This is a genomic window from Streptococcus sp. HCA-5024 (genome assembly GCF_037890265.1).
GTDB classification, from domain to species: domain Bacteria; phylum Bacillota; class Bacilli; order Lactobacillales; family Streptococcaceae; genus Streptococcus; species Streptococcus lingualis.
In genome coordinates, this window is record NZ_JBBKBR010000001.1 from 194,039 (window position 1) to 220,704 (window position 26,666).

30 protein-coding genes are annotated in these 26,666 nt (G+C 42.5%); 3 read left to right on the top strand and 27 right to left on the bottom strand.

Annotation, left to right across the window (positions count from 1 at the left end):
- Nucleotides 1–8: 8 nt before the first annotated feature.
- From WKT08_RS01050 to WKT08_RS01125, 16 genes are all read right to left on the bottom strand, one after another.
- Nucleotides 9–857, bottom strand: coding sequence for a DegV family protein (locus WKT08_RS01050; RefSeq protein WP_003007460.1), 849 nt, complete (start codon nt 855–857; stop codon nt 9–11).
- Between the two features lie 3 nt (nt 858–860).
- Nucleotides 861–1,235 (bottom strand): DUF1149 family protein, encoded by a 375-nt coding sequence (locus WKT08_RS01055; RefSeq protein WP_003001888.1) that lies wholly within the window; start codon nt 1,233–1,235, stop codon nt 861–863.
- 131 nt (nt 1,236–1,366) lie between these two features.
- Nucleotides 1,367–3,334: a PTS fructose transporter subunit IIABC gene (locus WKT08_RS01060; RefSeq protein WP_340279567.1), complete on the bottom strand. Its 1,968-nt coding sequence runs from the start codon at nt 3,332–3,334 to the stop codon at nt 1,367–1,369.
- Nucleotides 3,331–4,242, bottom strand: coding sequence for a 1-phosphofructokinase (gene pfkB, locus WKT08_RS01065; RefSeq protein ID WP_150906168.1), 912 nt, complete (start codon nt 4,240–4,242; stop codon nt 3,331–3,333). Before pfkB ends, WKT08_RS01060 begins: the two co-directional genes overlap by 4 nt.
- Nucleotides 4,239–4,982, bottom strand: coding sequence for a DeoR/GlpR family DNA-binding transcription regulator (locus tag WKT08_RS01070; RefSeq protein ID WP_031573070.1), 744 nt, complete (start codon nt 4,980–4,982; stop codon nt 4,239–4,241). The genes pfkB and WKT08_RS01070 overlap by 4 nt, the downstream gene beginning before the upstream one ends.
- Before the next feature lie 229 nt (nt 4,983–5,211).
- Complete coding sequence (locus tag WKT08_RS01075; RefSeq protein ID WP_340279568.1) at nt 5,212–7,533, bottom strand: CAP domain-containing protein; 2,322 nt, start codon at nt 7,531–7,533, stop codon at nt 5,212–5,214.
- Between the two features lie 138 nt (nt 7,534–7,671).
- Nucleotides 7,672–8,388 carry a tRNA (guanosine(37)-N1)-methyltransferase TrmD gene (gene trmD / locus WKT08_RS01080; RefSeq protein ID WP_049472535.1) on the bottom strand — a complete coding sequence of 239 codons (717 nt, stop codon included), beginning with the start codon at nt 8,386–8,388 and terminating at the stop codon, nt 7,672–7,674.
- On the bottom strand, nt 8,378–8,896 hold the full coding sequence (rimM, locus tag WKT08_RS01085) for a ribosome maturation factor RimM (RefSeq protein WP_031573063.1): 519 nt from the start codon (nt 8,894–8,896) through the stop codon (nt 8,378–8,380). The genes trmD and rimM overlap by 11 nt, the downstream gene beginning before the upstream one ends.
- 53 nt (nt 8,897–8,949) lie before the next feature.
- Entirely contained in the window at nt 8,950–9,282 is a 333-nt protein-coding gene (locus tag WKT08_RS01090; RefSeq protein ID WP_031573060.1) for a MazG nucleotide pyrophosphohydrolase domain-containing protein, read from the bottom strand.
- A gap of 41 nt (nt 9,283–9,323) precedes the next feature.
- On the bottom strand, nt 9,324–9,563 hold the full coding sequence (gene kphA, locus WKT08_RS01095) for an RNA-binding protein KphA (RefSeq protein ID WP_003001620.1): 240 nt from the start codon (nt 9,561–9,563) through the stop codon (nt 9,324–9,326).
- Between the two features lie 20 nt (nt 9,564–9,583).
- Nucleotides 9,584–9,856: a 30S ribosomal protein S16 gene (rpsP, locus tag WKT08_RS01100; protein ID WP_003007475.1), complete on the bottom strand. Its 273-nt coding sequence runs from the start codon at nt 9,854–9,856 to the stop codon at nt 9,584–9,586.
- Nucleotides 9,857–9,979: 123 nt separating this feature from the next.
- Complete coding sequence (locus WKT08_RS01105; protein WP_340279570.1) at nt 9,980–10,669, bottom strand: YjjG family noncanonical pyrimidine nucleotidase; 690 nt, start codon at nt 10,667–10,669, stop codon at nt 9,980–9,982.
- Entirely contained in the window at nt 10,669–11,163 is a 495-nt protein-coding gene (locus WKT08_RS01110; protein WP_003001664.1) for a YkgJ family cysteine cluster protein, read from the bottom strand. Before WKT08_RS01110 ends, WKT08_RS01105 begins: the two co-directional genes overlap by 1 nt.
- 84 nt (nt 11,164–11,247) lie before the next feature.
- Nucleotides 11,248–11,892, bottom strand: coding sequence for a hypothetical protein (locus WKT08_RS01115; protein ID WP_340279571.1), 645 nt, complete (start codon nt 11,890–11,892; stop codon nt 11,248–11,250).
- A gap of 154 nt (nt 11,893–12,046) precedes the next feature.
- On the bottom strand, nt 12,047–13,873 hold the full coding sequence (gene lepA, locus WKT08_RS01120; RefSeq protein WP_340279572.1) for a translation elongation factor 4: 1,827 nt from the start codon (nt 13,871–13,873) through the stop codon (nt 12,047–12,049).
- Nucleotides 13,874–13,939: 66 nt separating this feature from the next.
- Nucleotides 13,940–14,377: a GNAT family N-acetyltransferase gene (locus tag WKT08_RS01125; protein ID WP_340279573.1), complete on the bottom strand. Its 438-nt coding sequence runs from the start codon at nt 14,375–14,377 to the stop codon at nt 13,940–13,942.
- 195 nt (nt 14,378–14,572) lie between these two features.
- On the opposite strand from WKT08_RS01125, the gene WKT08_RS01130 reads away from it, so the two are divergent.
- Genes WKT08_RS01130 through pepT form a run of 3 tightly spaced genes read left to right on the top strand, consistent with a single transcriptional unit; the run spans nt 14,573 to nt 17,369 of the window.
- On the top strand, nt 14,573–15,328 hold the full coding sequence (locus WKT08_RS01130; protein WP_049517721.1) for a LexA family transcriptional regulator: 756 nt from the start codon (nt 14,573–14,575) through the stop codon (nt 15,326–15,328).
- Nucleotides 15,325–16,146: a Cof-type HAD-IIB family hydrolase gene (locus tag WKT08_RS01135; protein WP_024056087.1), complete on the top strand. Its 822-nt coding sequence runs from the start codon at nt 15,325–15,327 to the stop codon at nt 16,144–16,146. Before WKT08_RS01130 ends, WKT08_RS01135 begins: the two co-directional genes overlap by 4 nt.
- 2 nt (nt 16,147–16,148) lie before the next feature.
- Nucleotides 16,149–17,369 (top strand): peptidase T, encoded by a 1,221-nt coding sequence (gene pepT / locus WKT08_RS01140; protein ID WP_070466036.1) that lies wholly within the window; start codon nt 16,149–16,151, stop codon nt 17,367–17,369.
- 37 nt (nt 17,370–17,406) lie between these two features.
- On the opposite strand, the gene WKT08_RS01145 is transcribed toward pepT, so the two are convergent.
- From WKT08_RS01145 to WKT08_RS01195, 11 genes are all read right to left on the bottom strand, one after another.
- Complete coding sequence (locus WKT08_RS01145; protein ID WP_340279574.1) at nt 17,407–19,146, bottom strand: ATP-binding protein; 1,740 nt, start codon at nt 19,144–19,146, stop codon at nt 17,407–17,409.
- Nucleotides 19,143–20,234 (bottom strand): carbamoyl phosphate synthase small subunit, encoded by a 1,092-nt coding sequence (locus WKT08_RS01150; protein ID WP_227197761.1) that lies wholly within the window; start codon nt 20,232–20,234, stop codon nt 19,143–19,145. Before WKT08_RS01150 ends, WKT08_RS01145 begins: the two co-directional genes overlap by 4 nt.
- A gap of 124 nt (nt 20,235–20,358) precedes the next feature.
- A complete protein-coding gene (locus WKT08_RS01155) occupies nt 20,359–21,282 on the bottom strand; it encodes an aspartate carbamoyltransferase catalytic subunit (protein WP_049488079.1) in 924 nt (307 codons plus the stop codon).
- 46 nt (nt 21,283–21,328) lie between these two features.
- On the bottom strand, nt 21,329–21,847 hold the full coding sequence (gene pyrR / locus WKT08_RS01160) for a bifunctional pyr operon transcriptional regulator/uracil phosphoribosyltransferase PyrR (protein ID WP_003001719.1): 519 nt from the start codon (nt 21,845–21,847) through the stop codon (nt 21,329–21,331).
- A gap of 262 nt (nt 21,848–22,109) precedes the next feature.
- Nucleotides 22,110–22,745, bottom strand: a complete 636-nt coding sequence (locus tag WKT08_RS01165; protein ID WP_227197760.1) for a Pr6Pr family membrane protein — start codon at nt 22,743–22,745, stop codon at nt 22,110–22,112.
- A gap of 224 nt (nt 22,746–22,969) precedes the next feature.
- On the bottom strand, nt 22,970–23,305 hold the full coding sequence (locus tag WKT08_RS01170) for a zinc ribbon domain-containing protein YjdM (protein ID WP_003016288.1): 336 nt from the start codon (nt 23,303–23,305) through the stop codon (nt 22,970–22,972).
- Nucleotides 23,306–23,432: 127 nt separating this feature from the next.
- Nucleotides 23,433–24,185, bottom strand: coding sequence for an HAD family hydrolase (locus WKT08_RS01175; RefSeq protein WP_340279578.1), 753 nt, complete (start codon nt 24,183–24,185; stop codon nt 23,433–23,435).
- Nucleotides 24,160–24,564, bottom strand: coding sequence for a PaaI family thioesterase (locus WKT08_RS01180; RefSeq protein WP_003016342.1), 405 nt, complete (start codon nt 24,562–24,564; stop codon nt 24,160–24,162). Before WKT08_RS01180 ends, WKT08_RS01175 begins: the two co-directional genes overlap by 26 nt.
- 84 nt (nt 24,565–24,648) lie before the next feature.
- On the bottom strand, nt 24,649–25,746 hold the full coding sequence (locus tag WKT08_RS01185; protein ID WP_340279579.1) for a hypothetical protein: 1,098 nt from the start codon (nt 25,744–25,746) through the stop codon (nt 24,649–24,651).
- Nucleotides 25,747–25,749: 3 nt separating this feature from the next.
- Nucleotides 25,750–26,454 carry an ATP-binding cassette domain-containing protein gene (locus tag WKT08_RS01190; RefSeq protein WP_340279581.1) on the bottom strand — a complete coding sequence of 235 codons (705 nt, stop codon included), beginning with the start codon at nt 26,452–26,454 and terminating at the stop codon, nt 25,750–25,752.
- Nucleotides 26,451–26,591 carry a hypothetical protein gene (locus tag WKT08_RS01195; protein WP_340279582.1) on the bottom strand — a complete coding sequence of 47 codons (141 nt, stop codon included), beginning with the start codon at nt 26,589–26,591 and terminating at the stop codon, nt 26,451–26,453. Before WKT08_RS01195 ends, WKT08_RS01190 begins: the two co-directional genes overlap by 4 nt.
- Between the last annotated feature and the right edge of the window lie 75 nt (nt 26,592–26,666).

Consider the following 26,666-nt stretch of genomic DNA (forward strand, 5'->3'; position numbering starts at 1 on the left):
AATTCTCCTTAAACGATGGGGATATACCCAACTGCTAAGCTATGGTCACCTAAGTGCGTCCCAATAACTCCTCCAAAGGTAGCAAAAGGAATGTCACCTTCCACTCCTTCTTCAATGAGCAGTTGGCGAAGTGCTTCTGCTTTTTCAGGGACATTGGCATGGATGACAAAGACTTGGTAATGACCATCTGCGATATCAGATACAACAATCTCTACCAAGCGTTTCATGGCTTTCTTTTCCGTCCGGACTTTCTCAAAGACCTCAATCACGCCTTCATCATTAAAATGAAGAATAGGCTTGATGCTCAAGAGGTTCCCAAGAATGGCAGCCCCATTTGACAGACGACCACCTTTAACCAAGTGGTTCAAATCATCCACCATGATATAGGCAGAGGTTCCATCAATCTGGTGTTGGACATTGGCAACAATCTCGTCGAAGGAACGGCCTTCACCAGCCCATTTCAAGCAGTCTTCTACCATCATCCCTAGAGGAGCACTGGTGATTTTTGAGTCCGGAAATTCGACGGTCAAGCCTTCAAATTCGTCCTTCAAATATTGGATATTTTGGTAGAAACCAGAAATACCAGATGACAAGAAAAGACCGATAGCATGCGTATAGCCCTTAGCTGTCAAACCAGATAAGACTTCTTCTAACTCTGCAACACTCGGCTGGCTAGTCTTTGGCAATTCCTTAGACGCCGCCATCTTTTGGTAGAACTCATCATGTGTCAGGTTCTTCCCTTCAACATAAGACTCCCCATCTATATAGATCGGGATCTCTAAAATAAATAAGTCGTCGTGATGGAGCACGTCTTGCGGTAAATAGGCAGACGAATCCGTGATCACTGCTAATTTCATTGATTAAAACTCCAAATTAATACCCGGTAAATCGAGGGCAATTTCTGTGACTTCATAAGTCAAACGGTTGAGCATATTCAAGCAAGGGCGAGCCAATTCTTCCACTTCGTCTTTGCTGAATTCACTTGGTTCATTGACATAACGACCAAACAAGTGGTTGATTTGAGTGATGGTTCCACTGATCACAAAACCGTCAAAAACGATCATGTAGCTCAAGATGACAATCAAAGAAGTTGTGTTTTGTTCTTGATCACGATTGATTAATTGAAAGTTTACATCTACTTTTGTTTCAGGGATGCCATTTTCTTTTTCCCACTCAAAATTACGAGCATCATAGTGGTATTGGCTGACAAATTCTTTTTCACGTTGAATATCCATTTTTATTCTCCTAAAAATATGCGATAGGCTTATTATATCATAATTCAGCTCAAGATACCAACGCCGAAGGAGGTGATTTTTTCACTTGTACAAGAAGAAAAGGCCAGGGTTTCCCAACCTTTTAATCATATTTAGTTTTTAGGTTTGCGAAGCAATCCGAACAAGATACCACTTACAACTGCACCGATCAATACGAACAAGATGTAAAGAAGTGGATTTGATGTAAGGGCGATAACGAAGATTCCTCCGTGAGGAGCCATTAGTTTCAATCCTGCAAGACCAACAAGGGCACCTGTCAATGCTGAACCAGCAATGAAGCTAGGGATGGCACGAGCTGGGTCAGCTGCACCGAATGGAATGGCACCTTCTGTGATGAAGGAAAGACCCATAACGATGTTTGTCAAACCTGAATCGCGTTCTTCTTGTGTGAATTTATCTTTAAACAATACAGTTGCTACGAATACTGCCAATGGAGGAACCATACCAGCTGCCATAACAGCTGCCATAACTATAGAACCACCTGAAGCAACAGATTCAGCAAGTGTACCTGTAGCGAAGACATAAGCGGCTTTGTTAACTGGTCCACCCATATCGACAGCCATCATACCGCCGACGAGAAGTCCAAGAAGGACAGCTGAGCTACCTGACAAGCTTGAAAGGAAGTTGTTAAGACCAGTATTGATAGCAGCCATTGGAATATTGATGAGGAACATCAAGAATCCTGTCAAACCAACACCAAGCAATGGCAAGAGAAGGATAGAGCGGATACCATCGAGTGAACGTGGAAGACCTGCAAGGGCTTTGCGAAGTAAGAGAACAACTCCACCTGCAAGGAAACCACCTACCAAAGCTCCAAGGAAACCTGATGATACGGCTGCTGGTAATTCACCTTTAGCAGCACCGTAGGCGATATTTCCAAATGCTGACCCTGAGCTAGCAATAGATCCAGCGATAAACCCAGCTACAAAACCAGGTTTTTCAGCGATGGAGAATCCAATGTAACCTGCAAGTACAGGAAGCATGAAGCCAAAGGCTACTCCACCAATTGTTTTAAATTGTGCTGCTAATACATGATAAGAACCAAGACTAGACAATTGATCTTGAGGTACACCCATAACTTGGTCAATCAAGAAGGCAAGGGCGATCAAGATACCACCACCGATAACGAATGGAAGCATTTGAGAAACCCCACTCATCAAGTGTTTGTAGAAAGCTCCACCCAAGCTCAATTTTTCTTGGCTAGCGCTAGCTTGTGCAGCATTTTCAGCGTGGAAGACATCTGCTTTGCCATCCAAGATGGTTTGGATCAATTCTTCTGTTTGACGAATACCAGCTGCGACTGGTTTAGAGATCAATCTTTTGCCATCGAAACGAGCGGTTTCAACTGCTTTATCTGCTGCAATGATAACCCCTTCAGCTTTGGCAATTTCTTCAGCTGTCAAGCGGTTGCCGACACCAGATGCCCCGTTGGTTTCAACGCGGACTGTAACACCCATTTCTTCCCCTTTTTTGATGAGGGCTTCTTCTGCCATGTAAGTGTGGGCGATACCTGTTGTACATGCTGTAACGGCAACGATGAGAGGTTTGTCAGACGAAGCTGCTTCTTTGACTGCTTCTGCTTTTTTCGCTTCTTCAGCGGCAGCTTCTTGCTCTTCTGCATCAAAGGCTGCGATCACTTGATCAGGAGTGCTTGCTTGGCGAAGTTTGTCTGCAAATCCTGGTTTCATCAAGTACTTAGACAATTCAGCAAGGGCTGCCAAGTGAGTGTCATTTGCCCCTTCTGGAGCTGCGATCATGAAAAACAAGTCTGTTGGTTGGCCATCAAGCGAAGCATAGTCCACACCCTTGTTTGATTTTGCAAACAAGACCGTTGCTTCTTTGACTGCTTCATTTTTGCTGTGGGGCATAGCAATTCCGTCACCCAAACCAGTTGAAGTTTGTGCTTCACGGTTCATGATTCCAGCCTTGAAGGTGTCAAAATCTGTCACCACACCATTATCAACGAGCGATTGAATCATCTCATTGATCACGCCCTCTTTATCTGTTGCTTGAAGGTCAAACAACATCACGTTTTTATTTAAAACGTCTTGAATTTTCATAGTTTTTCTACCTCTACTTTTTCATAAGTTTCTTTTATATAATCAGCTGTTGCCAAATCATCTGAGAAAGTGGTCGCTGTTCCACAAGCCACTCCCCATTTGAAGGCTTCAATAACATCTCCCGTCGTTGCGAGCTTCCCAGTGAAGCCTGCTACCATGGAATCTCCAGCTCCAACAGAATTCTTCACTTCCCCTTTGATTGGTTTTGCGAAGTAAGTGCCGCTTGGACTGACCAGAAGAGCACCATCACCCGCCATGGAAATAATGACGTTTTGTGCACCCTTGGCCAAAATTTCTTTGGCATAGCGTTCAATTTCTGGCAATTCCGTCAAGGTAACGCCAAAGATATCTCCCAATTCATGGTTGTTTGGTTTGACCAATTGGGGATTGAACTCCAAGGAATCAATCAAGGTTTGCCCTTCAAAGTCGCAAACGACTTGCGCTCCTGTCGCACGAGTTGCTGCGATCAATTGTTTGTAAATGGCATTTCCAAGTGAAGATGGGGCAGATCCTGCAAAGACTACCACATCATCTGCTGTTAAGCTTGATAGGATGCTGAGTAATTCTTGCAACTGCGCTTCTGTCACTTCTGGACCGTTCCCGTTGATCTCTGTTTCTTGATCAGCTTTGATCTTGACATTGATCCGGGTATCCTGATCCACTGTCACAAAGTTGGTTGAAATGGCTTCGCTAGTCAGTACGTCTTCGATGAAGCGTCCTGTGAAACCACCGATAAATCCAGTCGCTGTGTTCTCAATATCGAGCCGCTTCAAGACACGACTGACATTGATTCCCTTACCACCGGCGAATTTATCTTCCGAAGCCATCCGATTGACCGCTCCAGTCTCTACATGATCGAGACGGACAATATAGTCAATTGCTGGATTCAGTGTTACTGTATAAATCAAACCTCTATAACCTCCGTTTTTTCTTTTAAAACCTTTAATCGTTGCGGTTCACTTTGATTGGTGATAATCATGGCTCGCTTAATAGGAGCCACTTTGACAAAGGATGTCACCCCAATTTTCGAATCATCCGCTAGGATATAGGTTTTTTTCGCATTTTCGATAATCGCACGCTTGACAGATCCTTCTTCCAGGTCTGGAGTGCTGTAAAATTCATCATCGATTCCATTCATTCCAAGAAAAGCCTTGTCAAAATTCAACTGACCGATTTGATTGAGCGCGATCCCTCCGATACTAGCATCTGTAGAAGATTTTACCTTCCCACCGATGATGACCGTCGGAACATTTCGCTCGACCAACTTGGTCGCATGGTGAATCGAGTTGGTCACCACGGTTACTGTTGGATTGACAATTTCTTGTACCAAAAGTTCATTGGTCGTCCCGGCATCGATAAAGATCACATCATGATCTTTGATCAATTCCGCTGCTTTTACAGCGATCTTTGACTTAACTTGAATGTTTTTGATAGATTTTTCTTTATTGCTTTCTTCCTCTTGAAGAAAATGCAGGCTTTCCGCACCACCGTGAACCCGGCGAAGTTTACTTTCAGCTTCTAATTCATCCAAGTCACGTCGAACCGTTGATTCAGACGTCCCTAGCTCTTGTACAAGGGTTTCTAAGGAAACAAATTTTTCCTTCAGTACCTTCTCGAGGATGAATTGTTTTCGTTCAGACTTAAGCATTTCTCCTCCTTTTGCAATCGATTACAAGGACTATTATACTCCATCTCCAAAAAATGTCAACACTTTTTATCAATTTCTATCATTTTCTTTCAAAAATTCTAAAAGTGTACAAAAAAAGAGCAGGAAAGAACTCATTTTGTTAAAAGAGTTCTTTTCCCACCCTCATATATCTTCTTTGAAGAGTTTAAGCAATAAAGTGTCTAAGCATCCACTCTATCTTCGGTATGTCTTAATCATTTTTTGAAGATTGTTTCTTTTTCTTGAAACCAAACAATCCAGCAAGTAACCCAACGGCAACACCTGTTGTTGCTACTGCATATTTGGAGGAATCAGATCCAGCCACAGCTTGGCTGTTTTCTTTTTTCGGTTTGATTTCTTCTACTTTAGCTTCTTGTTTTGGCGCCGGAGTAGCTGTTGGTGCTTGCACTTGTGGACTATTGGTAGTTGTTGGAAGAACCGTTGGTCTATCCGAGAAAGTTGTTGGATTGCTTGAGCGGATATCCATTGGCATATCTGCTGCTTCTAAAATAGCTGGATCCATCCGTGAGGCTAGATCTTCATATTGGGAATTCAACAGCTCCACAACACTTTGATAAGATTGAAGGGTTGTAAATTCTGCTTCCAATTTTTCTTTTTTATTCTCTAAATTAGCCACCGCAGCTGATAAAACGGATTGGGCTTTGACCAATAATTCTGGTGCATTTTTAAAGTCAGAAAGACGTTTTTCAGCTGCAACCAGGCGCTCTTGAGCTGCCTTCAAGCCCTCATGCGCTTCTTGAACGACTTGGGCTTTTTCTGCTTCTTCTGCTTTTAATAGATCTAATTTCTCACGCGCAGCCGCTAACAAATCTTTCGCTTTTTGAAGGGCTGCTTCTTTTGGTTGGATGGCTGCTTCAATCCGACCTCGAGATACATCCAGAGTCGCCTTCGCCTTTTCAACCGCATGGTCCTTGCTCACAAGAAGAATCTTGTAATTTTGGATGGTCTTTTGGACATTGGCCATCTCTACTGCCGCATTTGAATTAGCATGGCGGGCGTCTTCTAATTTGCCTTGCAAGATAATGATTTGAGACTCTTGATTGGCCTTGTCTAACTTGAGATTAGCAACTTCATCAGATTTTGCTTTCACATCTGATCTTGTCGTCGTTGCGCCAGCTCCCTGACGCAATTGGTAAGCGAGTGCACTGGTTGACACTGCTGAATTGACCGGGCTGTGTAAGAAAGCTGCTTCTGACATGGCATTGCTAGGGTCATAAGCGACTGATAAAGCTGTCGCTTTGTTGTCTACCATTTGGAGGTAGTGACCAACCTTAGCAAAGGCCTCAGCCCCAATTTTCATATAAATGTCATTGGCATCGATTTGTGTTTCGTCTGTTGGTAGACCATATTGAGCCGCTACTTCCTGATAAGCCGCTTTTTCATTGTACCAAAAGTCAACCGCACCAGCAGGTGAGAAGCCATAAGCAATGTTTTCGTTTGGCAAATACTTAAACATATGCCAGTTGGCTTTTTTGAAGTATTCCAACTGTACTTGACTGGCTGGAAGGGAATAGGGATCCAGCTCCAATTCAGGCAGGCCGGCATTGCGACGATAAGCGTTGATAGCATCAGCAATTTCAAGAGCTCGGAGGTTGGCTTGCAAAGATCCAGACTCTCCAACCGTCAAGCTATCTTCTTCCCGACCACGCTTGTAGAGGGCTAAAGCACTCGCTGCAGCTTCATTGCCATTGTCAGCTAAGTGTTGCAAGTAACCTTCATAGGTTGCTTGACTTAACTGAACTGGGCTATTGGCCGCTGCTTGTTCTAAGGCTGCCAATTCTGCTTCCTTTGTTGCGATGACTGCTTTCAAATCTGTCAGACGTGTTTGAGCCAGTTGAATGTCGCTCTCAATTTGAGCCACTGTATCTGAGCCAGTTTGCTGACTCGCTTGCAAGGTTGCAAGATGATTCTGAGATTCTCGGATACTTTGCTCGACTTGACTTTGCTCCAACAAAGCCTGGTTGAGCACATTCTCATCATTAGAAATCGGTGCTTTGGCTTGGTTCAATTCATTTTGTGCTACATCGACCAAAGATTCCTGAGCTGTAACCTGATTTTCCTGTTGACGAACAGCCTCTACAACTTGATCATGTGCAGCTTCCGCCTCTCGAACCTTATTTTCTTCGATGGTCACATAGGCTTGCGCCACCTTGACGTCATTTTCTGCATTCTGAACTTGTGAATTTGAAGTCGTTGCGATCAGGTTTTCCGCATCCGTTACATCTGCTTTCTTTTCTTCCAGTTCTTGTCCAGCAGCCTTGACTTCCGTTTGAGCATCGATCACCTTTTGCTCTTGGTAATGGACATCTTTCACCACTTGGCCTTTTTGAGCTGTAATTTGCTTCAACTCATCAACCGTAATTGGTTTTTCAACTACTTCCGTGCTGTTGGTTTCTGGATTTTCATTTTGCTTGACCTCTTCGGCATTTGCTTTGTGATGAAACATACCAGATAGGACTGTTGTTGCAGCAATCCCTGTCGTGAAAACCGATTTTCCTAATTTCTTTCCCATTAAACTCACCCCCAAAACTTAACAATTTTCTTGAAGTTTCTCTACCCCTTAGCATACCACATTTTGTTACCAATAACTAGTAGGTTTAAAAAGTTTTTTTCATAATATTTTGGAGCAAAAGAAAAACAGCTGACGCTGTTAGTCTTCTTGTTTAATTTGTTCCAACATTTTCTCTTCTTCTGCTGTCAACTCATAGTTTTCTAGCAAGTCTGGACGACGTTCTAAGGTTTTTTTCAAACTCTGATAGAGGCGCCATTGACGGATATTTTCATGGTGACCACTCATGAGGACATCGGGAACCGTCATTCCTCTGTATTCATATGGCCGTGTGTATTGAGGATATTCTAGAAGACCAGAGGAGAAACTGTCATCCTGGTGACTGGACTCTTTTCCAATCACCTCCGGAATCAAGCGCACCGTCGCATCAATCATAGTCATGGCCGCTAGCTCGCCACCTGTCAAAACATAATCTCCAAGAGAAATCTCATCTGTCACCAAGGTCTTGATCCGCTCATCGTAGCCCTCATAGTGACCACAGATAAAGATCAATTCTTCTTCCTGAGCCAACTCTTCAGCATAAGATTGATCAAAGGTCCGACCAGCAGGGTCCAGCAGGATCACGCGCGGATTCTTTTTCTCAATGGCATCAAAGGCATCAAAGATCGGCTGCGCTCGTAGAAGCATGCCTTGCCCGCCCCCATAGGGTTCATCGTCCACATGGCGCGCTTTCTCCGCATTTTCGCGGAAATTATGGTAGTTGATTTCGAGGAGTCCCTTTTCACGAGCCTTTCCGACGATGGAGTGCTCCAGGGGTGAAAACATCTCTGGAAAGAGGGTTAAAATATCAATCTTCATCGTCTAACCCTTCTAAGATATCTACATCCACCCGGTTTCCTGGGATATCAATATTCAAGACGACTGGTGGGATATAAGGCAAGAGAAGATCTCGTTTGCCTTTTCGTTTCACGACCCAGACATCATTGGCACCTGGTTGCAGGATTTCCTTAATCTGACCGATTAGCTGGTCATTTTCGTAAACATCAAGGCCGATAATCTCATGGTAATAAAACTCGCCATCTTCCAAATCCGTCAAATCTTCTTCTGCAACCTTGAGGCTAAAACCCTTGAATTTTTCGATGGCATTGATATGGCACATATCCTTAAACTTGATGATATCGAAGTTCTTGTGCTTGCGGTGACTGGCAATGGTCACTGTTTGGACAAAACGATCCTTCTCATCAAAGAGAGCCAACTCTGCTCCTTTTTTAAAACGCTCTTCCGCAAAGTCTGTCACAGACAAGACCCGCATTTCTCCTTGCAGACCTTGCGTATTGACAATTTTCCCGACATTAAAGTAATTCATGATTTCTCCAGTGTAGTTTATTCACTCTATTTTATCACGTTCAAGGGATTTTCTCAAATGGACTTATCTGCTAAAAACTGCTCCAAATCCCGTTCGTGCTGGTATTTTACGGCTGCTGTTTTATCTTTTTCAAAGATAGTTTTAGTAAGGTCAATCTCATTGATGGCCGCGATAGCAACCGTGTAGTGAATGATATCAGCCAGTTCTTTAGCCAATTCCTCATTTGAATCCTGGACACCCGCTTTCCGTCCAGAACGTCCATTTAAGACCTCGGCTACTTCCCCAACCTCTTCAACCAGCTTGATAAATAGTCCTTCTTCTGTCCGAGTATTCTGGTAATGTTCTTGTAAATAGGCTTGTAATTGGCCAATGGTCACTTCTTTCATTCTTTCTCCTTCCAACAAAAAACGGGACCAAGTCCCGCCTTTTATTTTTCGTCAATAACGATTCTTACTTTTTTATCTTCAGTTGGGACAGAGTAGACAATCGTTCTTATCGCAGAAATGGTGCGACCTTTTCGACCGATTACACGACCAACATCGCTAGGATCAAGGTCAAGATGGTACTCCAAGAATTCAGGAGTATCTTCGATCTTGATGGTTAAAGCATCCGGTTGTGAAATCAAGGGTTTCACAATTGCAATAATGAGATTTTCAATCGTATCCATACATCAACCTACTTAAAAAATTATTTTGAGAATTTAGAATCGTGGAATTTCTTCATCACACCAGCTTTTGAAAGGATGTTGCGAACTGTATCTGAAGGTTGAGCTCCATCAGCCAACCATGCAAGAACGCGGTCTTCTTTCAAAGTTACTTGGTTTTCTTCAACAAGTGGATTGTAAGTTCCAACTGTTTCGATGAAACGTCCATCACGTGGTGAACGTGAATCTGCTACGTTGATACGGTAGTAAGGTTTTTTCTTAGAACCCATACGAGTCAAACGAATTTTAACTGCCATTTTTATAAGTCTCTTTTCTATATTTTAATTTTCGGTGAAATAGACAAGCTATTTAGCACATGATCTATTATAACACATTTCATCAACCTGTCAAGAAAAAAACTTGACAGTGTTTAAAATTTTTTAATTAAGCAGTAAATCGACGATTTCTTGATAGGTGCTAACTTCATAAGTTGGCACTACTTGGCTGGTATTTTCCTTGTGATCTGGATTATACCAAACGGTAGCAATCCCCGCAGCATTCCCTCCTGCGATATCAGCTGTCAAAGAATCACCGATCATGAGGGTCTCTTCCTTGCTAAAATCTTGAATCAGTTGGCCTACTTTGTCAAAAAATGCAGGTTCTGGTTTCTGAGTATGAAGCTGTTCAGAGATAAAGACCTCTTTAAAATAAGGCGCGATGGAAGAATGAGCTAAGCGTCCTTCTTGAATGGCAGTCACTCCGTTCGTTGCACCATAGAGCTGGTAACCTGCTTTTTCAAGTCGTGCCAGTAAGTCCTCCGCCCCTGGGAATGACTTCCCTTGAAGACTGATGTAATCTTGGTAGCGAAGAGCCATCTCGGCCCCATCAACCGTGATCCCAAAGTGGGCAAACCCAATCGCAAACCGACTATCCACGAGTTCTTGTTTGGTGAGCTTCTTTTGTTCTAAATCCTTCCAGAGCCCTTGGTTCATAGGTTTGTAGTAATCTTTAAAGGCCTCTACATCTGAAAAATTCATGTCTTCTAACATCTGCGTCAAGGCTGTTTCTTCAGCAGATTCAAAGTCCAACAAGGTATGGTCCAAATCAAAAAGTAAAAATTTATATGTCATTACAAACGATCTTTCAATTTTTCTACAAATAAATAAGCAGCTGGGCAAGTGAGCGTATTTTTGATGGTCAGATGGTTGATCTGATAGATCTTCTTGCGATCGGTGTGAGGGAATTCCCGACAAGCTTTTGGGCGTACATCATAAATGGAACAGAGATTGTCCCCACCAAGAAAGGGGCAAGGCATGGATTTAAAAACCTTGTCCCCATCTTCGTCAACTTGAAGAAATTCTGCCTCAAAGGCAGGAAGCTTCATCTTGAAATATTTGGCGATCCGCGTGATATCCGCTTCCTTAAAATCGGGCCCTAAGGTTTTGCAGCAATTAGCACAAGCCGTACAATCGATTTCTTGGAAAACTTCATCGTGGATTTCTTGCGCTATTTTATCTAAATTCTTAGGTGGCTTCTTCTTGAGATTCGCCAATACCTTGCGGTGCTCCTTTTGCTTTTGGAGAGCTAACTGATGGTATTTTTCAATATCAATTTCCTGTGTCATCCTCTATTTCCTCTTCTAAACAATAGAAGCATTATACCACAAAGACTGTGAAAAAAGATAGATCTTGCGATCTATCTCACTTAATTAATCGGTTACAGCACCTGTTCCATCTAGACTCCAAGTGTCTTCGATGTATGGGATAAAGGTTTTCAAGGTTTCTGCATCCCCTTCAAAAGAAATGGTATAAACTTTTTCACCCTTCTGAAAAATCCAAGTAATCAAATATTGACCGGATTTCATGATGATTTGAAGCTGGTAGGCGTCCAGTCCTGCGACTTTAGTCCGCGCTCCCGTCATCTTCCCAACATCCTGGTTATCTTGCCACATTACAGCCAGTTTCTTGGCTAGAAATTCAGCATTAAACTCGATATCCGCAGGAACTTTGGCCTTTTCCCGCGTAAAGCTGTTCAAGGTGACAATATTATAGCCACTGCCATCTGTATATTGGACAGCTTCTGTCCCATCGATATCCGTGAACTTGATCCATTTACTTGGAATATCGATGTAACCATAATCTGCATTTCCAATCCGCTTGGTTTCTTGACTGGAAGTGGTTTTCTTTGTAGAAGAAGTATCCTTTGACGAAGAGCTGCTTGTTTGCTTTTCGACTTTACTGCTACTTTCTTTTGTAGAAGAAGCTGCTGTGTCCTTTTGAGTGGTGTGACTACAAGCCATGAGTGTGCAGGTAGAAAGAATCGTTAGTGATGCGGTCAATAATTTGTGTTTCATGCTCAACCTCCTTGAGAACGTTTTCTTTCTTCTAGTCTACCATGAAAGTGGGTATTTTAAAATAGGATAAGTGTCACATCTGATCCAACCTTTCTAATTCAGTCTATTTCTTTTGAACATAAAACAAAAGTGCCCTTTTGAGGCACTTTAAATGTTATTCTTCATCCATTGACAAGACAGATAAGAAGGCTTCCTGTGGTACTTCTACAGATCCAATGGCCTTCATCCGTTTCTTACCAGCCTTTTGTTTTTCAAGAAGCTTACGTTTCCGTGAGACGTCCCCACCATAACACTTGGCCAAGACGTTCTTACGAAGGGCCTTGATATCTGTACGGGCCACGATCTTATGACCGATGGCTGCTTGGATAGGCACTTCAAACTGTTGACGAGGGATAATCTTCTTGAGTTTCTCAACGATTAACTTACCACGTTCATAGGCAAAATCCTTGTGAACGATAAAGCTGAGGGCATCGACAGTATCGCCATTGAGAAGGATATCCATTTTAACCAATTTAGAAGGACGGTATTCAGACAACTCATAATCAAAGCTCGCATAGCCACGAGTAGAAGATTTCAATTTATCAAAGAAATCAAAGACAATTTCCGCCAGTGGGATTTGATAGATGACATTTACCCGATTTTCATCGATGTAATCCATGGTCACAAAATCCCCGCGTTTCCGTTGGGCTAATTCCATAACCGCCCCGACAAACTCTTGTGGCACCATGATTTGGGCTTTAACATACGGTTCTTCGATCGAAGCGATCTTGGTTGGATCTGGGAACTCAGAAGGGTTGGAGACATCCAGTGCTTCTCCATCTGTCAAATTAACCTTGTAGATAACAGACGGTGCCGTCATAATCAAGTCAATATTGAACTCACGCTCCAAACGCTCCTGGATAACGTCCATATGAAGGAGCCCCAAGAAACCACAACGGAAACCAAAACCAAGGGCCTGAGAAGTTTCCGGTTCAAATTGAAGACTGGCGTCATTCAATTGCAATTTTTCCAAGGCTTCACGAAGATCATTGTATTTGTTAGATTCGATTGGGTAAAGACCGGCAAAGACCATTGGGTTCATTTGCTTGTATCCATGTAGTGGCTCACTTGCTGGATTGGTCGCTAGGGTCACCGTATCCCCGACGCGGGTGTCCGCAACGGTCTTGATAGAGGCCGCAATATAGCCAACGTCTCCAGTTGCCAGGAAATCACGGCCAACTGCTTTAGGAGTAAAGATCCCAACCTCGATAACATCAAAGGTCTTGCCATTGCTCATGAGCTGGATCTTATCGCCTGGTTTGACCATTCCATTGACCACTCGGACCTGAAGGATTACTCCACGATAGGCATCATAAACAGAGTCAAAGATCAAGGCTTGAAGAGGAGCTTCTACATCCCCAGTCGGAGCTGGAACTTTCTCAACGATCTGCTCCAAAATTTCTTCAATCCCAATACCAGCCTTGGCAGAAGCTAGGACAGCTTCACTAGCATCTAGACCGATGACATCTTCTACTTCTGTGCGCACACGTTCTGGATCTGCAGCTGGCAAGTCGATTTTATTGATAACTGGCAGGATTTCCAAATCATTGTCCAGCGCTAAGTAAACGTTGGCTAGGGTCTGAGCTTCAATCCCTTGAGCGGCATCTACTACGAGAATGGCACCTTCACAGGCAGCAAGCGACCGCGAAACCTCATAGGTAAAGTCCACGTGTCCTGGTGTGTCAATCAAGTGGAAGATATAGGTTTCCCCATCTTTAGCCGTGTAGTTCAACTCGATGGCATTCAGCTTAATGGTAATCCCACGTTCCCGTTCCAGGTCCATGCTATCTAGGAGTTGGGCTTGCATCTCCCGACTAGACACGGTTTCGGTTTTTTCTAAAATTCGATCGGCCAAGGTTGACTTTCCATGGTCAATATGGGCGATGATCGAGAAGTTCCGAATCTTCTCTTGTCGTTTTTTTAATTCTTCAAAATTTGGCATAATCATCTTCCTAGTAAATTTAATCGTACTCTTCATTATAACAAAAAAGATAGGCCTTTGCCTATCTTAATTCATTATTTTCAAAAATCGCTTCTGCGTTTTATTTCCCTCATAGCCTATTCGTTCGTAAAAGAGATGGGCTTCTTTTCGATGAGAGGCAGAATTTAAACGGATAAAAGCATAATGCTTGCTTTTGGCAAGTTCTTCAACTCGCTCCATCAATCGGCGACCGATCCCACGTCCTTGAGCAGATGGAAAAACCGCAAGTCCTAAAATATTTAGACCAGCATCACTATAGAGACTTTCATAAACTTCTGCCTCCACATAACCAAGAATATTTCCTGTTTGGTCCTCTTCATAAACAAAGCAAAAATGATCCGAATCTGGCGAATTAAATTTATCGATCTGAGCTGCCACTTTCTCAAGGGTTGAATCATACCCCAATGCTTGGTGACATAAATCTCTAATTTGACCTGCATCTTTGACTTGAACAGTACGAATCATAGCTCCACCTCCATGAACTCTTTGGTATAATCTTAGACCTTTTTCCTCAAAAAGTAAAGGAATATCTGATAAAATTTAAAATGAAAATCCGATTTAGATCAAATTCATCTTTTTTCGCATTTCTCAGGGATTTCTATTTACTTTTTCGATTTAATTCATTATAATAGTAAGGGTAAATACAAGGAGGTGAGTACGTTGGCTAGAGGTCGTGGAAAAGCAAGCCCTCAAGACAAAGAGGCATTACGGATTATATCGGAAAAAATCAGAGAATTACTGAAAGAACAAGGAAAAAAACAGATCGAATTATCTCGTATTACTGGAATCCCTGCAAGTACCCTGACTGGATATGTAAAAGGAACTTCTCTTCCCGTTCCTGAAAATTTAGAGAAGATTGCAGCCTTTTTCCAGGTAGCGGTTGCTGAAATTGACCCGCGATTACGCAATGATTTTGTGGTCATTGATTCAGAAATTGAACGATTGTATAAACAGCTCGATGAAGGAAATCAAGAAAATCTTCTCTCTTATGGAAAGAGTCTCTTGACCCATCAGAAAGAAAGACAGAAAATTGAAAAGCAATACCACTCGTATTCTGTCTATGATTCTTTTGCAGCATACCAAAATCAGAAGCAAGCTGATATCGTTTGGTTTGATCAAAAGATTCCTTACGATTTGGCTTTTTGGATTCATACGGATTCCCTCGAGCCTAAATACGTAAAAGGGGCCGTTGTGTTAATCAAGCAAACCTATTATGATCAGGCAGGGGCTATTTATGCCATTGATTTTGATGGGCAGACCTTGATCAAACGAGTATTTCGTGAGGCCAACGGTATTCGACTGGTTTCCCTCAATAAGAAATATAGTGATCAAATCATTCCACTAGATGAGGAACCTGGGGTGATTGGAAAAGTGATTGATGGCTTTGTTCCTCTTGATTTGGAGGAAATCAAATGATTAAATTAATTGCGATTGACTTGGACGGAACTCTTTTGCATGAGGATAAGACTCTCTCTAAAGGCAATATTGAAGCTCTCCACCGAGCCCATGAAGCCGGTTATGATATTGTGATCTGTACTGGGCGCCCTTTAGCGGGTGTACGTCCTATCTTTGAAGAGATTGGACTTCCTGATGGTAACTACTATATGATTATCAATAACGGGTGTACAACCTTGTCTACTCAGAATTGGGAAATCATTGGTAAGGAAGAATTAAGCCTTGAGGACATGCACCGGTTGCAAGTTTTGACGGAAGATACAGACGTCCAGCTAACCTTATTTGATATGGATCACTACCTAGTGGTTGCACCTGAAGCCAGTGAACTTGTCACGATGGATGCGGGTATTGTTAATAGTAAACCGACACTTGTCTCAGAAGAGGATCTGCCCAACCTTGTTCCTATTTTTCAAGCCATGTACGTAGGAGATCCTTCTGCTATTGATGACTTCCAAGCTCAGAACGAGGCTGCATTAGAGGCCGATTTTAACACTGTACGTTCACAGGATATCTTGTTTGAAATCTTGCCAAAAGGCGCGAGCAAGGCTTCTGCTCTTCAAGCATTAAGTCAAACATTAGGTTACAGAAGAGACCAGGTCATGGCTCTTGGAGATGCCAATAATGACCTTGAAATGCTACGTTTTGCTGGTTACAGTGTCGCCATGGGAAATGGCAATGCTGCTGTCAAGGAAATCGCAGACTTCATCACCCTGACCAATGATGAGGATGGCGTGGCCCATGCTATTCACAAATTAATTGAAACTGAAAAAGGAGAATGATCATGAAATACCAAAATTTGTTGGACCGTTTTATTACCTATGTAAAGGTTAACACACGTTCAGACGAAAATTCTACAACCACTCCAAGTACCCAATCACAAGTTGATTTTGCAACAAACGTCTTGATCCCTGAAATGAAACGCGTGGGTCTTCAAAACGTCTACTATTTGCCAAACGGCTATGCTATTGGAACACTTCCAGCTAACGATCCAAGCTTTACTCGCAAGATTGGATTTATCTCTCACATGGATACCGCTGACTTCAATGCCGAAAATGTCAATCCACAAATTGTTGAGAATTATGATGGCGGTGTCATTACCCTTGGTGACTCTGGTTTCACACTCGATCCAGCTGATTTTGCTCATTTGAACAACTACAAGGGACAAACCTTGATCACAACGGATGGTACTACTCTTCTGGGTGCAGACGATAAGTCAGGTATCGCTGAAATCATGACAGCTATTGAATACCTGACAGCTCATCCTGAAATCAAACATGGAGAAATCCGTGTCGGCTTTGGTCCAGATGAAGAAATCGGAGTCGGTGCAGATCAATTTGATGCAGAGGATTTTGATGTAGACTTTGCCTATACTGTTGATGGTGGTCCTCTCGGAGAGCTTCAATACGAAACTTTCTCAGCAGCTGGGGCTGAAATCACCTTCAAAGGACGCAATGTCCACCCAGGTACAGCCAAAGGTCAAATGATCAACGCTCTTCAATTGGCCATTGATTTCCATAACAAACTCCCTGAAGGAGCACGTCCAGAATTAACCGAAGGCTATGAAGGCTTCTACCACTTGATGAACATCGATGGAACTGTCGAGGAAGCAAGTGCTAGCTATATCATTCGGGACTTTGAAACAGAAAGCTTTGAGAAACGCAAAGACCTTATGAAATCTATTGCCGATCAGATGAATGCGGAGCTCGGTAGCGAACGCGTTCTCCTCACCCTCAAAGATCAGTATTACAACATGAAGCAAGTGATTGAAAAAGATATGACACCAATCACCCTTGCTAAGGAAGTCATGGAAGATCTTGGAATCACTCCAATCATTGAACCGATCCGCGGTGGTACAGATGGCTCTAAAATTTCCTTTATGGGGATTCCAACACCTAATATCTTTGCCGGTGGCGAAAACATGCATGGTCGCTTTGAATACGTAAGTCTCCAAACCATGGAACGCGCAGTTGATACCATTATCGGTATTGTGACCAAAAAATAAGAAACAAAAAAGGATTCGGATAGATTGTCCGGATCCTTTATTGTCTATTAGAAAGCTTGACAATATCTTTGACCTGATCAATGGTCTGAATCAGGTGAAGGCTTGTCTCATTAATAGGAAGATAATAGACTTTATCTGCCAAAGATTCTGTAAAAGGACGATTCGTGAGTAAGATCACCTGTTGTCCTTTTTCTTTCAGCTCTTTCACTTTCTTTCTCACCTTTTGGTAAAAACGCTCATCACCGATTTCTAGATCATCCACCAAGACACAAGCAGCGTCCAAAGCCAATGATTCATTGGTTCCATTCTGGGTCAGATAATAGGCTGCTCCCGCTTTGACCTCATATAAGCCAGCTGATGGCTCAACCGGAAGAAAGGCTGGGCTTGTTGCAACTTCTGCTCCTTTTTCTAACTCCACTAGATTAGCCAAAACCTGCAAATAAATTGGGGCTAATTTACTCAAATCCAAGAGTTCCTCAAACTCAAAACCACGTTTCAAGGCTTCTAAGATATAGAAGAGCCGGTGGGGCATATGACGAGCAATTTTCTGGATTAATTCATCATCGCTCATTTCCTCAGGAAGGATGGTCAGCAAGTTCTTGTCTTTAATGGTTTCTAGGGCTTGTTGATAAGCTTCATCGATTCTCTTCCCAAATCCATAAACTGCCCCATAAGAGTGAATTTGGGTATTGAGGCGGGCATTTTTAGCAGCATCCGAAAAAATCGGAATCTTAAAGAAGATATAGTCCAAACTTGGTTCATAGACAGCCTTTAGATCCTTTAATAAAGGGTGAAGCAAATGCTCGAGAGATCGCCCTAATTGTAGCTGAACTCCTTGCTCAAACAAGGAATAGCCCAAGCCCATAGAGGCCATCGAGATACTATCTGATGCAAATGGATTAACCTCTAAGATATAAAAAGCATAGCTCGTCGGATCCAATGCAAACTTGATGGAAATAGCTCCTGTCAGTTTCAAATAGCGACTGATATGGATCGCTGCTTCTCGAAGATTTTGAAACTCCCGGTCAGTAAGGGTGACCGCTGGCATAAATTGATAAGAGTCACTAGAGTGGATCCCGACAGGATCAATGCTTTCGATAGAGGCCGCCAGGTAGTGATTGTCTTCGCGATCTCGCATAACGACAAAATCCAATTCCTTAAAGCCATAGGTCGAAAATTCTAGCAAACACTGCTGACTTGGAGAGACCGAAAGTCCCGTTTCTACTGCTTCGCACAAGTCATCCAGGTTATGGGCAATCTTTCGCCCCTGCCCTTGCTTGCTCGCTACCGGCCAGATCATAATAGGAAATTGAATGCCTTCAGAAAACTCGATGGCTTCGCGAACCGAGCCAACCAGTGCGGAAGCGGGTACCTGATAACCCAGCTCTTGAAAGAGTCGTCGTTGATCTGCCTGCTGATAAAAACTACGATAACGTTGAAGGCTCGGTCCCACAATCCTAATCGATACTTCTTTGAAAAATCCAGTTTCCTCCAAACGAAACAAGAGATTCAAAATCTGTTTATCCGCAAAGGCTAAGAGCAAACGAGATCCAGTATAAGAAAGAAGAATCGTCCTAAGAGCATCCAGCTTAAGCTTACTGACTACAACCTGTTCTCCAGCTTCTTGGGTGATAGTATTTTCTTCGCCCAGATAAAGGACCAGAGCATTCCCATCCTTGGCATTGAGTTTTTGTGCTTCATTTACCGCAGCCAAGAGGCTAATATCCTGATAAGAATCCCCACATAGGAGAAGCAATTTCTGGTTTTGATTCATCATTCCTTCTCCCTTCTACCTTCGTGAATTTTGGCATCAATTAATTCTAAAAATTCATCGTAAAAATAGAGATTTTCCCTTGGCCCTGGACTAGCATCCACTTGGAATTGAACCCCTAAAATCGGTTGGTAACGATGGCGAAAAGCTTCGATACTATGGTCATTGACGTTTTCATGCGTGACCAATAAATCATGGGGTAGGCTATCGCGTACGATACTATACAAGTGATTTTGACTAGTCATCTCAATTTTTCCTGTCGCAATTTCACGAACAGGAATATTTAATCCGAAGTGTCCAACTTCCATGGGAGCTAGCTCCGCTCCATAAGCTTGAGCCAGTACCTGTGCTCCCAAGCCCATGCCCCAGATCGGAATCTGTCCATTGAGCTTTTTGATCAAGCGGCAGAGTTTTTTCACCTGATGGGGATCTCCAGGCCCACTGGATAAAATAACGCCATCGGGCTGCTGTTCCATCAGTTCATCATAAGAGATATCATAGGGATAAACTGTCACATTACAGTCCCTTTGACTCAGCTGGCGTAAGACAGAGTGTTTGACACCTAAATCAATCAAGGCAATACTCTTTCCAAATCCTGGTACAGCATAGGCTGTTTTTGTCGAGACTTGACGCACTTGGTCTTTGGGAAGGACTGTCGCTCGCAACTGATCCAAAATATGCTCAATTGAATCCCCCTTGTTAATGACAGTCGCCTTCATCCGTCCATACTTGCGGACAATTTTTGCCACCTGTCTCGTATCAATCCCTACAATACCAGGGATTTTTTTTCGCTTCAAGAATTCATCCAAGGTCATCTGTTGCCGCCAATTGCTCGGCATCTCCACTAGATGCTGAACCACTACTGCCAAACAAGTGGGTGTAATGGATTCAGAATCATCCCGATTGATCCCTGCTGCACCAATAACCGGGAAGGTAAAGGAGAGAATCTGGCCACTAAAAGCCTGATCCGTGATCAATTCTTGATAGCCTGTCATGGCTGTGGTAAAGACCAACTCACCAGTCACATATAGGTCTGCACCAAAGGCTTCCCCTTCAAATACAGTCCCATCCTCTAGGACCAATAATCGTTTCATCGAACCCCTCCCTTCTTTTACACTAGTCCAATTTTATCATAGTTCCTCAAAAAAAGGAAAGTCAGATTCCATGTAGCTCTCTACTCTGTCCTCTTCCTTTCCTTTCAATGAATTGTCAGTTATCTTATTTTGCACCGCGACCTTTAAGGACGGCTTCAATGATGGCCATACGGACAAAGACACCGTTGGTCATTTGTTCTACGATGCGTGATTTAGGAGCTTCTACCAAGTGGTCCGCAATTTCAACGTCACGGTTGACTGGTGCTGGGTGCATCAAGATCGCTGTATCTTTCATACGGTCATAACGTTCTTGAGTCAAACCATGAAGACGGTGGTAGTTTTCTTTAGAGAAGAGTGATTCGTAATCATGACGTTCGTGTTGCACACGCAAGAACATCATCACATCTACATCTTCAATGACTTCATCGATAGTGACGAAGGTTCCATAGTCTTCAAATTCCGCACTTCTCCATTCGTCTGGACCTGCAAAGTAGAGGGTTGCTCCCAAACGTTTCAAGATTTGCATATTTGATTTTGCCACACGTGAGTGATCCAAGTCCCCAGCGATACAAACTTTCAAGCCATCAAAGTGACCGAATTCTTGGTAGATGGTCATCAAATCAAGCAAGCTTTGGCTTGGGTGTTGACCTGAACCGTCCCCACCATTGACGATAGATGCAGTGATCGTTGGGCTTTCAACCAATTCTTTGTAGTAGTCCACTTCAGGGTGACGGATGACGCAGACATCTACACCAAGAGCTGACATGGTTAAGATGGTATCGTAAAGTGTTTCCCCTTTGTTCACAGAGCTTGTCTTCACATCAAAGTCAAGGAGATCACATCCCAATTTCAACTCTGCCACTTCAAAGGCTTTGTGGGTACGAGTTGAAGGTTCAAAGAAAAGGTTTGAGATGATGTGTTGGTCTTCGTAGGCTGCTTTAGCTCCGTTTTTGAACTCAATCCCACGTTTGATCAATGCCATTACTTCTTCATTGGTAAGAGTTTCCATTGAGACAAGGTTTTTAAGAGCGATTTGATTTTCAGACATGTTGTTTCTCCTTTTATAATGTGAATGCAAATAGTTTACAATTTATTTAAGCTTCTTTGATGAGGACGCGGTCTTGACCGTCTAGCTCCACCATCTCGACAATGATTTCCTCTGACTTACTTGTCGGGATATTTTTCCCAACAAAGTCCGGACGAATCGGCAACTCCCGATGCCCACGGTCGACTAGAACCGCCAGACTCACTCGAGCAGGACGACCGTGACTGACCAGATTATCAATGGCAGCGCGTATCGTGCGACCTGTATAGAGGACATCATCGATCAAAATGACTTCTCTATGAGCGATATCAACTGGTAAGACCGTTGTATCCTCAGTCGCCTTCATGTCATCTCGGAAAGGCTTGGTATCTAGTTCTGCAACAGGGACATCGATTTGTTCCAGCTGAGAGAGGCGTTCTTGGATCCGGCGAGCGATGTAAACACCACGCGTCTTGATCCCCACCAGCACAATCTGGCTTAAATCTTTGTTTCGTTCAATGATTTCGTAGGTGATCCGAGTAATGGCCCGTTTCATCGTCAAATCATCAACGACTTCTTTGGTTTTCATTCAGTCCTCCTTAGTTGTAAAAGAAAAACCTCCTTTTTCAAGGAGGTTCAGCAAATGAATGGTCTAAGAGGATAGAGTCTCGCCCTATGGTCCTAGCCATTGTTTTTCACAGTCTCCTTGCCTGCCTCACGGGACAGGATTAAAGGATTTATTTAATTGAGATAACTATATCACAGTTTCAAACGACATGCAAGAAAAAACTCAACATTTTTCAAAAAAATTTAAAAACAAGACTTTTCGTCCGAATAATGTTCGGTTTTTACTAAGAAACAGCCGATTTCCGCTTGATATTTTTAATCCCATAGAGTACATAGCCAGCTAAGAGGTAAGCGATAAAGATGATCACCACCCATTTGCCAACAAAGCCCCAGCCGTATTTATTAACATTGATAAAGAAATAGGCAAAGGGACTATCTTTTGCACCTGGAATTGGCCACTTCAAGACCAACCCATTGAGAAGGGCAAAGAGCATGTAAGCGAGGGGAATCAAGGTCCAAAGGAAGGGATCGAGCTTACGGTATTGCTTGGCTTTATCAATCACTAGGGTATCAAAGAAGAACATCAAAGGAACGATGTAATGACAAAGGAAGTTTTCCAAACGATAAAACTTCTCAGGTGTCGCGATGGGTGCTAGCATAAAGTGGTAGATGACACAGGTGATCATAATAGACATGGTAACTGCCCCCTTCATACGAAGGTAGCCCTGAGTCTGGGTCGAACGCCCTCGAACCATGCGCCAAACCATATCTCCCATAAAGAACATGACCAACATGTTAGATAAAATGGTGTAATAGAGCATCATGCCAAAGCCACCATGCTTGGTCAGTTGCAGATAAACACCGAGTACACTTAAGATAAACAATAGAAAACGATAGCTAAATAATAGTTTGAATTTCATAGTATTCTCCTGAAAGAAAAGGGGGTAGCCCCTTCAGTTTAATCAGTAACTTTCCTTAAGTGAGGACGGACGTCAGCGAACTTCTACGAAGTTCCATGACTTAGTTTTGAACCTAAAGTTTCAAAACTCCCGAGTACTTGAAACAATACTGTTTCAACTACTTTTCTCACAGCGGAAAGTTCCATTATAAACTTAAACAACTCTATTAATTTGTGTACTTTTCTTTAGATTTTCTTGACAAATTCTGATTTGAGCTTCATTGCGCCAAAACCATCAATCTTACAATCGATGTTGTGGTCCCCTTCCACGATACGGATGTTTTTCACGCGCGTACCTTGTTTCAAATCTTTCGGTGCACCCTTCACTTTCAAATCTTTGATCAAGGTCACCGTATCGCCATCAGCCAATTTGTTTCCGTTGGCGTCAATCGCTACGACACCCTCTTCTTCTTCGACCTCAGCTGGGTTCCATTCATACGCACACTCTGGGCACACCAAGAGCGCTCCATCTTCATAGACGTATTCAGAGTTACATTTTGGACAGTTTGGTAAGTTATTCATTTTTATCTCCTTATTCAAATTAACTTTCATAGTATACCATGAAAGCGAAAATTTGACAAATCCTGTTCTACTGTAGCATTTTCAAGAAAAAAGGAGGCAACTTGGCCTCCCTACATGGATGATATTTTCAATCTTCCTGCAATTCTTGAATATCTCGAATCACGCGCACGCCTGCTTGATTCTTCTCGCGCAGTTCAGCATCAGAGTATGGGAAGGTATTGATCAAGATACTCTCCATCCCGATACTTTTGGCAACAGCGACATCTGTTGTAAAGTCATTCCCCACCATGACCGTTTTCTCAGGGTTCAACTGGTGTTCTTTCATCACTTCCAAGAGAAACTCTGGCTGAGGTTTGCGAATACCTGCATCAGATGACAAGTAAATGGCATGGAAAAGTTCTCTCAAACCAACCAAATCAATCTCCGGATTGGTAAAATCTGCTTGGGCATTGGATAAGAGAAAGATTCGGCAACCTGCAGCTTTCATATCCTCTAATACTTCTTTCGTATGAAGATAAAGCTCCAACCGCTTGCGAGAAAGGACACGGAAAGTCCGCGCAATCAAACGTCCCCACTCTTTGAGGTGGGAAACACTATTTCCACTTGGATGACTTTCTAAATACAATTGCACAAAGATGACCGTTAGATCAATCTCTGGGTAGGCAACTTGTTTTTCCTTAGCCAAGTCTTCTTCGGCTTGTTGCACCAACTCTTTATAACGCAGGCGCAAGCCTTCTCCTGTGTAGCTTGCCCCGTAGGATTGGTAGATCTGAGCCATGGTATCCCATAAAATGGGACTCGACTCATCGGTTTCGATGTCGACCAAGGTTCCATAAAAATCAAAAATATAGTTTTTAAATGCGTACTTGTGCGGATTCATCTCTCACTCCCGTAACAAACATTGTAAAGGTTGCCTTGCAGACATTGGCCCCATCTTGATTGGTAATATCGACATCCACAACTCGAGTCGTCCGTCCACTGTGGACACATTCGCCATGGATCGTGAGGACATCCCCCAGACGCCCTGCTTTCAAGTAATTAATCGAGGATTGCAAGGTCACCCCATCGACCCCTTGAGAAACCACGACCAACCCACTGACTTGGTCACACAGGGTAAAGAGATAGCCTCCGTGCGCATTTCCATAATAATTAAGCGATGATTCCACGACCTTGGTTGTCACCACCACATGGCCATCTCTCATCTTTTCGATTTCGTAATTTTCAAATGCAGCAATTGCATCAAAGTGAAAATCTTTCATATTACTTGCCACCTTTTCTAGCATCTTTTCAACTCCTCTATCATACTACAATTAAGAAGCAGATACAAGCGAAGGGGCAATTCCTTAGAAGCAGAAAAGGAGACTCCAACTAAGTAAGAAGACGATACTAGGCACAATATATTTTCTTGGGTGCTTCCAACATTCTCTTTTTAAATTCCATTTTCTTAAAGGGAAATAGATTTCAATCAGTAAGTGCAAAACAGCTTCAACTACTGCTAGAATCATCACTCCTAGTAAAAATAGAATCCCCAAGTCAGGCATGACCACCATTTTTAATAACAGAGCAACAAATAGATTGACAGATAAAAAATAAGTCAGCAATACACGGTAATACATCAAGTAAAAGAACCGACTCTTAGGTAGGGACTTGACATGATCGATCAAATCTTTATCAGAGGAAATGAGGGTGGTTAATGGCGTATTGACAGAAGCAATCGTTAAAAGGATGATGATTTTTAATGGAGCATCATAATCCTGTATCAGAATGAGAAGGAGGAAGATGAGAGTAAAGACAAAATTGATGGAAAAATAGCGCTCTTGAAATAAGGAAATCCAAAAATAATTGCCACTTCTTCTCTTTGCGACGAGCAACTGATCATGTTTTGAAATCGCGATCAAGTCCTCGTTTTTAAAAATTAAGATAGTAACAAGGGCTGAAAGTAAGACCATATAGGGCACTTGTTGGACCCATAAAGAAGATGCTGTAAGAACAGTCGTTACAGAAATGAGTACTCCTCCTAGAAGACTTGGCCTTGTATTGAACTGGATAAAGATATAAAACACACTCAATACCACCAGTAAAGAAAGGAGGACGAGCTTAAAGGATTGTAGCAGGTCTAACCTGACTCCCAAAAAGAGGATCAATAACAGCACGCGCTCTAGTAAATTGAGAAGAAAGGTTACCGTCAGAAAAGACCCTTTAAAACGATTGAGAGACAAGGGAAGCTGGTAGTAGGCCTGGACCCTCTCCATCGAAAAATAGGAATAGAGTAATTGAAAGGTTGATAGAGCAGTAACAATAGCCGTACTGATCAGCAAGACTTGAAAGCTCGTAGAAAATTTTGCCCCAACAAGATGGTAATAAAGAGCAAAGGCTAAGGAAGTTAAGAACAGGAAGAGCCGATTTTTGGACACCAAATCTCTAAAAATAGCTAGTAACATGCTCTACCCCCTCTGACGATTGATGTCATGAAACCAATCTTCTAAATTCGATTCGATCGCGTCTAGGTAACCATCTTCAATAGAATAAGCTGTATCACACACCCGAACGATACTCTCTGCGATATGCGAACTCATCAAAATAGAGCCTTCTTCTTTATACTGCAATAGCAAACTATATAGAAATTCTGTCGCATTAAAATCTAGGCCATCAAATGGTTCGTCCAATATAAGGAGGGGAGGTTTGAGATAAAAAGCTGTGATCAAGAAGACTTTCTTCTTATTTCCCGTTGACAAACTACCGATATCGGTGTTGAGAAATTCTTCAAAATGAAAACCTGAGATCAGGTCCTGCAATACCTTTTCATCTCTCTTTCGATGATACAAACGACAGACAAAATTAAAATAGTGAACAAAATCCCAGTTTAAAAAACTATTGTTTTCGGTAAAAACTGTATAGGTACGGCTCTTATAGAAATTCGTATGAAAAGATGTCACCTTGTCTTCAATGGTAACAGTCTCAACTGCATACTGCCGATGATCAAAAACACTACTTAAAGCTTTTAGCAAGGTTGTCTTCCCAGCTCCATTTCGACCAATCAATCCTACTACAGAATGATTGGGTACAAGCAAATTCACGTCTTTTATAATGGGCTTGTCTTTTTTATACCAAACATTTAGCCCCTTGATGTTTAAACACTCACTCTTCATCGACTCACTCCTTTATAAAGGTAAGAAGCCCCAACTAAAAGCAACAGCAAAGCGTATAACCATTCCTTTTTAAAGGCAAAGACTAAGGCACCGATCAAGAAGCAAATTCCTATCAGGATTCTAAATTGTAATTTCATATCTTGCCTTCTTTCTATTCACAGTATGAAAGATTACAATTGTATTTTATGCTTATACTATAGTACTTTTTCTGA

Coding starts and splice junctions, on each gene's coding strand:
- WKT08_RS01050 (WP_003007460.1), bottom strand. CDS start 857: ATGAAATTAGCAGTGATCACGGATTCGTCTGCCTATTTACCGCAAGAC.
- WKT08_RS01055 (WP_003001888.1), bottom strand. CDS start 1,235: ATGGATATTCAACGTGAAAAAGAATTTGTCAGCCAATACCACTATGAT.
- WKT08_RS01060 (WP_340279567.1), bottom strand. CDS start 3,334: ATGAAAATTCAAGACGTTTTAAATAAAAACGTGATGTTGTTTGACCTT.
- WKT08_RS01070 (WP_031573070.1), bottom strand. CDS start 4,982: ATGCTTAAGTCTGAACGAAAACAATTCATCCTCGAGAAGGTACTGAAG.
- WKT08_RS01075 (WP_340279568.1), bottom strand. CDS start 7,533: ATGGGAAAGAAATTAGGAAAATCGGTTTTCACGACAGGGATTGCTGCA.
- trmD (WP_049472535.1), bottom strand. CDS start 8,388: ATGAAGATTGATATTTTAACCCTCTTTCCAGAGATGTTTTCACCCCTG.
- rimM (WP_031573063.1), bottom strand. CDS start 8,896: ATGAATTACTTTAATGTCGGGAAAATTGTCAATACGCAAGGTCTGCAA.
- WKT08_RS01090 (WP_031573060.1), bottom strand. CDS start 9,282: ATGAAAGAAGTGACCATTGGCCAATTACAAGCCTATTTACAAGAACAT.
- kphA (WP_003001620.1), bottom strand. CDS start 9,563: ATGGATACGATTGAAAATCTCATTATTGCAATTGTGAAACCCTTGATT.
- rpsP (WP_003007475.1), bottom strand. CDS start 9,856: ATGGCAGTTAAAATTCGTTTGACTCGTATGGGTTCTAAGAAAAAACCT.
- WKT08_RS01105 (WP_340279570.1), bottom strand. CDS start 10,669: ATGACATATAAATTTTTACTTTTTGATTTGGACCATACCTTGTTGGAC.
- WKT08_RS01110 (WP_003001664.1), bottom strand. CDS start 11,163: ATGACACAGGAAATTGATATTGAAAAATACCATCAGTTAGCTCTCCAA.
- WKT08_RS01115 (WP_340279571.1), bottom strand. CDS start 11,892: ATGAAACACAAATTATTGACCGCATCACTAACGATTCTTTCTACCTGC.
- lepA (WP_340279572.1), bottom strand. CDS start 13,873: ATGCCAAATTTTGAAGAATTAAAAAAACGACAAGAGAAGATTCGGAAC.
- WKT08_RS01125 (WP_340279573.1), bottom strand. CDS start 14,377: ATGATTCGTACTGTTCAAGTCAAAGATGCAGGTCAAATTAGAGATTTA.
- WKT08_RS01135 (WP_024056087.1), top strand. CDS start 15,325: ATGATTAAATTAATTGCGATTGACTTGGACGGAACTCTTTTGCATGAG.
- pepT (WP_070466036.1), top strand. CDS start 16,149: ATGAAATACCAAAATTTGTTGGACCGTTTTATTACCTATGTAAAGGTT.
- WKT08_RS01145 (WP_340279574.1), bottom strand. CDS start 19,146: ATGATGAATCAAAACCAGAAATTGCTTCTCCTATGTGGGGATTCTTAT.
- WKT08_RS01150 (WP_227197761.1), bottom strand. CDS start 20,234: ATGAAACGATTATTGGTCCTAGAGGATGGGACTGTATTTGAAGGGGAA.
- WKT08_RS01155 (WP_049488079.1), bottom strand. CDS start 21,282: ATGTCTGAAAATCAAATCGCTCTTAAAAACCTTGTCTCAATGGAAACT.
- pyrR (WP_003001719.1), bottom strand. CDS start 21,847: ATGAAAACCAAAGAAGTCGTTGATGATTTGACGATGAAACGGGCCATT.
- WKT08_RS01165 (WP_227197760.1), bottom strand. CDS start 22,745: ATGAAATTCAAACTATTATTTAGCTATCGTTTTCTATTGTTTATCTTA.
- WKT08_RS01170 (WP_003016288.1), bottom strand. CDS start 23,305: ATGAATAACTTACCAAACTGTCCAAAATGTAACTCTGAATACGTCTAT.
- WKT08_RS01175 (WP_340279578.1), bottom strand. CDS start 24,185: ATGAATCCGCACAAGTACGCATTTAAAAACTATATTTTTGATTTTTAT.
- WKT08_RS01180 (WP_003016342.1), bottom strand. CDS start 24,564: ATGAAAGATTTTCACTTTGATGCAATTGCTGCATTTGAAAATTACGAA.
- WKT08_RS01185 (WP_340279579.1), bottom strand. CDS start 25,746: ATGTTACTAGCTATTTTTAGAGATTTGGTGTCCAAAAATCGGCTCTTC.
- WKT08_RS01190 (WP_340279581.1), bottom strand. CDS start 26,454: ATGAAGAGTGAGTGTTTAAACATCAAGGGGCTAAATGTTTGGTATAAA.
- WKT08_RS01195 (WP_340279582.1), bottom strand. CDS start 26,591: ATGAAATTACAATTTAGAATCCTGATAGGAATTTGCTTCTTGATCGGT.